The sequence below is a fragment of the Zavarzinia sp. genome (assembly GCF_049306435.1).
Taxonomy (GTDB): domain Bacteria; phylum Pseudomonadota; class Alphaproteobacteria; order Zavarziniales; family Zavarziniaceae; genus Zavarzinia.
This window is the reverse complement of record NZ_JBAQRT010000093.1, coordinates 1-5,837: the sequence shown is the minus strand read 5'-3', so window position 1 is coordinate 5,837 and position 5,837 is coordinate 1. Positions and strand designations below refer to the sequence as shown.

At 69.2% G+C, this 5,837-nt stretch carries 5 protein-coding genes; 3 read left to right on the top strand and 2 right to left on the bottom strand.

What is annotated here, in order from left to right; translation table 11 throughout:
* The coding region (locus WAZ62_RS04790) for an acetyl-CoA carboxylase biotin carboxylase subunit (RefSeq protein WP_422642380.1) at positions 1 to 1,415 on the bottom strand (1,415 nt) is incomplete at its 3' end.
* Positions 1,416 to 1,431: 16 nt separating this feature from the next.
* Complete coding sequence (locus WAZ62_RS04785; RefSeq protein WP_422642379.1) at positions 1,432 to 3,039, bottom strand: carboxyl transferase domain-containing protein; 1,608 nt, start codon at positions 3,037 to 3,039, stop codon at positions 1,432 to 1,434.
* A gap of 119 nt (positions 3,040 to 3,158) precedes the next feature.
* On the opposite strand from WAZ62_RS04785, the gene WAZ62_RS04780 reads away from it, so the two are divergent.
* From WAZ62_RS04780 to WAZ62_RS04770, 3 genes are all read left to right on the top strand, one after another.
* On the top strand, positions 3,159 to 4,187 hold the full coding sequence (locus WAZ62_RS04780) for an AraC family transcriptional regulator (RefSeq protein WP_422642378.1): 1,029 nt from the start codon (positions 3,159 to 3,161) through the stop codon (positions 4,185 to 4,187).
* Between the two features lie 89 nt (positions 4,188 to 4,276).
* Entirely contained in the window at positions 4,277 to 5,269 is a 993-nt protein-coding gene (locus WAZ62_RS04775; RefSeq protein WP_422642377.1) for a YeiH family protein, read from the top strand.
* An 11-nt stretch (positions 5,270 to 5,280) separates the two neighbouring features.
* A partial coding sequence (locus WAZ62_RS04770) for a LysR family transcriptional regulator (RefSeq protein ID WP_422642376.1) occupies positions 5,281 to 5,837 on the top strand: 557 nt, incomplete at its 3' end.

Sequence of the window (5,837 nt, the reverse complement as noted above, 5' to 3'; positions counted from 1 at the left end):
TCCCGGCACAGGTCGGCGAGGGCGGCGGCCAGCACGGCGTCGCGGGGCGCGGGCGCGGGCGGCGGAAACAGGACGGCGGCTTCCCGCTCGATCAGGCCGGTGTCGAGATCGGCCCGATCGAAGGACGGGCAGGCGATCAGCCGGCCGAGGAAGGCGACATTGGTGGTCACCCCCGCGATCCGCACCGCCTTCAGCGCGGCGCTCATGCGGGCGAGGGCACCTTTACGGTCACGGTCCCAGACGATCAGCTTCGCCACCATCGGATCGTAATGGGGCGTGATCTCGTCGCCTTCCTCCACCCCGCTGTCCAACCGGACATGGGCGCTTTCGGCCGGGGCGTCGAAATGGGCGAGACGGCCGATGGAGGGCAGGAAGCCCCGCGTGGCATCCTCGGCATAGATCCGGGCCTCGATGGCATGGCCGTCGATCGCCAGCTGGTCCTGCGACAGGGGCAGGGGCTCGCCGGCGGCGACGCGGATCTGCCATTCGACGAGGTCCTGGCCGGTAATCATCTCGGTCACCGGGTGTTCGACCTGCAGGCGGGTGTTCATCTCCATGAAGAAGAAACGCCCGTCGTTGCCGACGATGAATTCGACCGTGCCGGCGCCGACATAGCCGACGGCGCGGGCGGCGGCGACGGCGGCATCACCCATGGCCTGGCGGCGGGCCGGATCCATGCCGGGGGCCGGGGCTTCCTCCAGCACCTTCTGGTGGCGGCGCTGCACTGAGCAGTCGCGCTCGAACAGATGGACGCAGTTGCCGTGGGCATCGCCGAAGACCTGAATCTCGATATGGCGCGGCCGGGTTACATAGCGTTCCACCAGAACGAGGTCGGAGCCGAAGGAGGCCGCCGCCTCCCGCCGGCAGGAGGCGAGGGCGCTGGCGAAATCCTCCGCCCGTTCGACGAGGCGCATACCCTTGCCGCCGCCGCCCGCCGCCGCCTTGATCAGCACGGGATAGCCGATGCGCGCGGCCTCCCCGGCCAGGAAATCCGCGTCCTGTTCGGTGCCGTGATAGCCGGGGGTGAGGGGAATGCCCGCGGTTTCCATCAGGGATTTGGCGGCGGATTTGCTGCCCATGGCGCGGATGGCCGAGGGTGGCGGGCCGATGAAGGTGATGCCGGCCTCTGCGCAGGCTTCCGCGAAATCGGCGTTTTCCGACAGGAAGCCGTAACCGGGATGGATCGCCTGCGCCCCGGTCGCCTTGGCGGCGGCGAGGATTTTGTCGGCGACGAGATAGGACTCGCGGGCGGCGGCCGGGCCGATCAGCACCGCCTCGTCGGCGAGGCGGACATGGCGGGCCTTCGCGTCCGCTTCAGAATAGACGGCGATGGTGCGCAGGCCCATGCGGCGGGCGGTGCGGATGACGCGGCAGGCGATTTCGCCTCGATTGGCGATCAGGATGGTATCGAACATCTGGAACTCCTCCCGATCACATGCGGAAGACGCCGAAGCGCGTCGGAAGGATCGGCGCGTTCAGCGCCGCCGACAGCGACAGGCCCAGCATTCGCCTCGTCTGCACGGGATCGAAGATGCCGTCGTCCCACAGGCGGGCGCTGGCGTAATAGGGGTGGCCCTGTTCCTCGTATTGGGCGCGGATCGGGGCCTTGAAGGTTTCCTCGTCCTCGGCGCTCCAGGTGCCGCCCTTGCCCTCGATGCCATCGCGGCGGACGGTCGCCAGCACGCTGGCCGCCTGCTCGCCGCCCATCACCGAAATCCGCGCGTTGGGCCACATGTAGAGGAAGCGGGGCGAATAGGCCCGGCCGCACATGCCGTAATTGCCGGCGCCGTAAGAGCCGCCGACGACGAGGGTGAGCTTGGGCACGGCGGCGGTGGCGACGGCGGTCACCATCTTGGCGCCATGCTTGGCGATACCCTCGTTCTCGTATTTCCGGCCGACCATGAAGCCCGAGATATTCTGCAGGAACAGCAGCGGAATGCCGCGCTGGGCGCAAAGCTCGATGAAATGGGCACCCTTCTGCGCGGATTCGCCGAACAATATGCCGTTGTTGGCGATGATGCCGACGGGCATGCCCCAGAGATGGGCGAAGCCGGTCACGAGGGTGGTGCCGAAACGCGCCTTGAATTCATCGAGGCGGGAGCCGTCGACGACGCGGGCGATGATCTCGCGGATGTCGTAGGGCTTCCGCGTGTCGCGCGGCACGATGCCGTAGAGTTCGTCCGCCGGGTACAGCGGCTCCTCCGGGGATTCCAGCTTCACCGTGGCGGGCCGGGTCCGGTTCAGGTTGGCGACGATGCGCCGGGCGATGGCGAGGGCATGGGTGTCATTTTCCGCCAGATGATCGGCGACGCCCGAGATGCGGGCATGGACATCGCCGCCGCCCAGATCCTCGGCCGTCACCACCTCGCCGGTCGCGGCTTTGACGAGCGGCGGGCCGCCCAGGAAGATCGTGCCCTGATTGCGCACGATCACGCTTTCGTCCGCCATGGCGGGGACATAGGCGCCGCCCGCGGTGCAGGAGCCCATGACCACGGCGATCTGGGGAATGCCCATCGCCGACATCCGCGCCTGATTGTAGAAGATGCGGCCGAAGTGGTTCTTGTCGGGGAAGACCTCGTCCTGGTTCGGCAGGTTGGCACCGCCGGAATCGACCAGATAGACGCAGGGCAGGTGGTTTTCCTCGGCGATTTCCTGCGCCCGCAGGTGCTTCTTCACCGAAACCGGATAATAGGTCCCGCCCTTGATCGTCGCGTCGTTGCAGACGATGACGCATTCCATGCCCGAAACCCGGCCGATGCCGGTGATGATGCCGGCCCCCGGGCTGTCGCCGCCATAGAGCCCATGGGCCGCCATCTGCGAGAATTCGAGGAAGGGCGCGCCCGGATCGAGCAGGGCGGCCACCCGGTCGCGCGGCAGCAGCTTGCCGCGCGCCACATGTTTCTGGCGCGCCGCCGGGCCGCCCCCTTCCGCCGCGAGGGCGATCTTCTCGCGCAGGTCGGCGACGAGGCCGCGCATATGATCGGCGTTGGCGCGGAAATCGTCGGCGCGGGGCGACAGCGCGGATTTGATGACGGACATGAGTTTCCTCAGTTTGGGAGGCTTCCTCGGCGGCGGGCTTCGATGTTTTTGTGGCGCCGTTGGCCGCTGGCAGATTATAGGCTTTACCGTGTCCTGTCCTGCCACGCAGGGGTCAAATCGTGCCAACGCCTGATAGCGCCCCGCGCGCGACGCCCGCCGCCTTCATCCGGGCGATCCTCGGCGCCTATGAGAGGCAAGGCCGCGATCCCGCGCTCGCCCTCGCCCGGGCGCAGATCGATCCCGCCAGCCTTGCCTTGCCGGGCGCCGGGGTGACGGCGGCCCAGCTGGAGCTGATGGCCGGCCGCGCCATGCGCGAGCTGGACGACGAGGCGCTGGGCTGGTTTTCCCGGCGCCTGCCCTGGGGCTCCTACGGCTTGCTGGCGCGGGGCTCGCTGACCGCGCCTGATCTTCACACCGCCATGCGCCGCTGGTTCCGCCACCACGGGCTGCTGACCGACGACGTGGCGTTGTCCCTCGAGGTCGAGGGGGAGGTCGCCCGCGTCCGCCTGCGCGAGAGCGGGCGGATCAACGGCGATGCCGACATGCGCGAATTCTGCGCTGTCACCCTGCTGCGCAATGCCATCGGCTTTTCCTGCTGGCTGGCGGATTCCCGCATCGCCCTGACCGAGGCGTGGTTTCCCTTCCCCGCGCCCGACCATGCGGAGGCTTACGGCCTGCTGTTCGGCTGCCCGGTGCGTTTCGGCGCGGGCGATGCCGGCGTCGCCTTCGATGCCCGTTACCTCGCGCTGCCGGTGCGGCGCGACGAGGCGGCGATGCGCGAGATGCTGCGCAATGCCCTGCCGCTGATCGTGCTGCGCTACCGGCGCGACCGGCTGCTGCTGCGCCGGGCCCAGGCCCTGCTGGCGTCCCGGCCCGACCTGCTCGCCAATGCCGAGGCGCTGGCGGGCGCGCTCAACCTGTCGGTCCGCAGCCTGCATCGCCAATTGGCCCGGGACGGCACCACCCTTCAGGCCCTGAAGGACGAGGCGCGCAAGGCCGAGGCGATCCGCCTCCTCGACCGCAGCCATCGGCCGGTGAAACAGATCGCCGCCCTGACCGGCTTCGCCAACGAAAAGAGCTTCGCCCGCGCTTTCCGGGGCTGGACCGGCGTGACGCCCGCCGCCTGGCGGGCGGGAAATCGTTCGTGAAAATTGAACAAATATTGAATTATTAGTCATTGGACCGAATGGTTGACCGAATGCCACCCTGAACTCCCGTCGGATCGTGGAGTTCAGCCATGCGCATCATTTCCCTGCCGGCCAGCCTGTTGCCCGGGCTCGGACTGGCCGCCGCCGTCGCGACCGGGGGCTTCCTGCTTCATCGTCTGCCGGGGCTTGGACTGTTCAGCCCGATGATCCTGGCGATCCTGCTCGGCATCCTGTGGCGCAATCTGTTTGGCGTGCCGGCGCGGGCGGCGGCGGGCTTCCAGTTTTCCCTGCGCCGCCTGCTGCGTCTCGCGATCATTCTGCTCGGCCTGCAATTGACGGCGGCTCAGGTCGCTTCTGTCGGCATCGGCGGCATGGCGGTGATCGCGCTCAGCCTGGGGGGAACCTTCCTGTTCACCGTCGTGCTGGGCCGGGCGTTGGGGGTGGAGCGGGGGCTGGCGGCGCTGATCGCGGCGGGAACGTCGATCTGCGGCGCCTCCGCCGTCGTCGCCGCCAACACGGCGATAAGGGCACGGGACGAGGATGTCGCCTATGCCATCGCCTGCGTCACCGTCTTCGGCTCGATCGCCATGGTGCTCTACCCGCTGGCGGCGCCGCTGCTGGGGTTGGGGGCGGAAGGTTTCGGCCTCTGGGCCGGGGCTTCGATCCATGAAATCGCGCAGGTCGTCGCCGCCTCCTATCAGGAAGGCCAGGCGGCGGGGGATTTCGGCACGATCGCCAAGCTGGCCCGGGTCATGCTGCTGGCGCCCGTGGTCATCGGCCTCGGCTTCGCCGCCCGGGCCGGGCTGGAGGGCCAGACCGCCGCCCGCGCGCCCATGCCCTGGTTCGTGCTGGGGTTCATCGCCCTCGTCGCGGTGAACAGCCTGGTCGATGTGCCGCCGGTGGTGACCGCCGGGGCGGCCATGGCGACCCTGGTGCTGCTGACCACGGCGCTGGCGGCCATGGGGCTGGAGACGGATATCCGCCGCCTGCGGGCGCGGGGGCTGCGGCCGCTGATCCTCGGCGCGGCGGCCTTTCTTTTCATCGCCGGTTTCAGTCTGATGCTGGTCGAGACCATAGGCTGAAGCCGGACCCCATGACCCTTGAACAATTGCGCATCTTCATCGCCGTCGCCGAACGGGAGCATGTGACCCGGGCCGCCGCCGCCCTCGGCCTTACCCCCTCGGCGGTCAGCGCCGCGATCGCTGCGCTGGAGGCGCGCCATGGTGTCGTCCTGTTCGACCGCATCGGCCGGGGCATCGCCCTGACCGGTGCCGGGCGCGAATTCCTGGCCGAGGCTCGCGCCGTCCTCGCCCGGGCCGAGGCGGCGGAAGCGGTGCTGACCGATCTGGCCGGGCTCCGCCGGGGCCGGCTCTGCCTCGCCGCCAGCCAGACCATCGGCAACTACTGGCTGCCGCCGCTGATGCATCGCTATCGCCTGGCCCATCCCGGCATCGAGCTTCGGCTGTTCATCGGCAATTCGCGCCAGGTCGCGGCGCAGGTGGCCGAGGGGGTGGTCGATCTCGGCTTCGTCGAGGCCGAAGTGACGGCGGACGAACTGGCGATCGAGACGGTGGCGACCGATGCCATGCTGCTGGTGGCCAGCCCCGGGCTGGCCGGCGCGGTGGCCGATCTCGCGGCGCTGCCCTGGGT

Excerpts from the sequence above, each read along its gene's own strand:
- WAZ62_RS04775 (WP_422642377.1), top strand. The coding sequence starts at position 4,277 with ATGCGCATCATTTCCCTGCCGGCCAGCCTGTTGCCCGGGCTCGGACTG.
- WAZ62_RS04785 (WP_422642379.1), bottom strand. The coding sequence starts at position 3,039 with ATGTCCGTCATCAAATCCGCGCTGTCGCCCCGCGCCGACGATTTCCGC.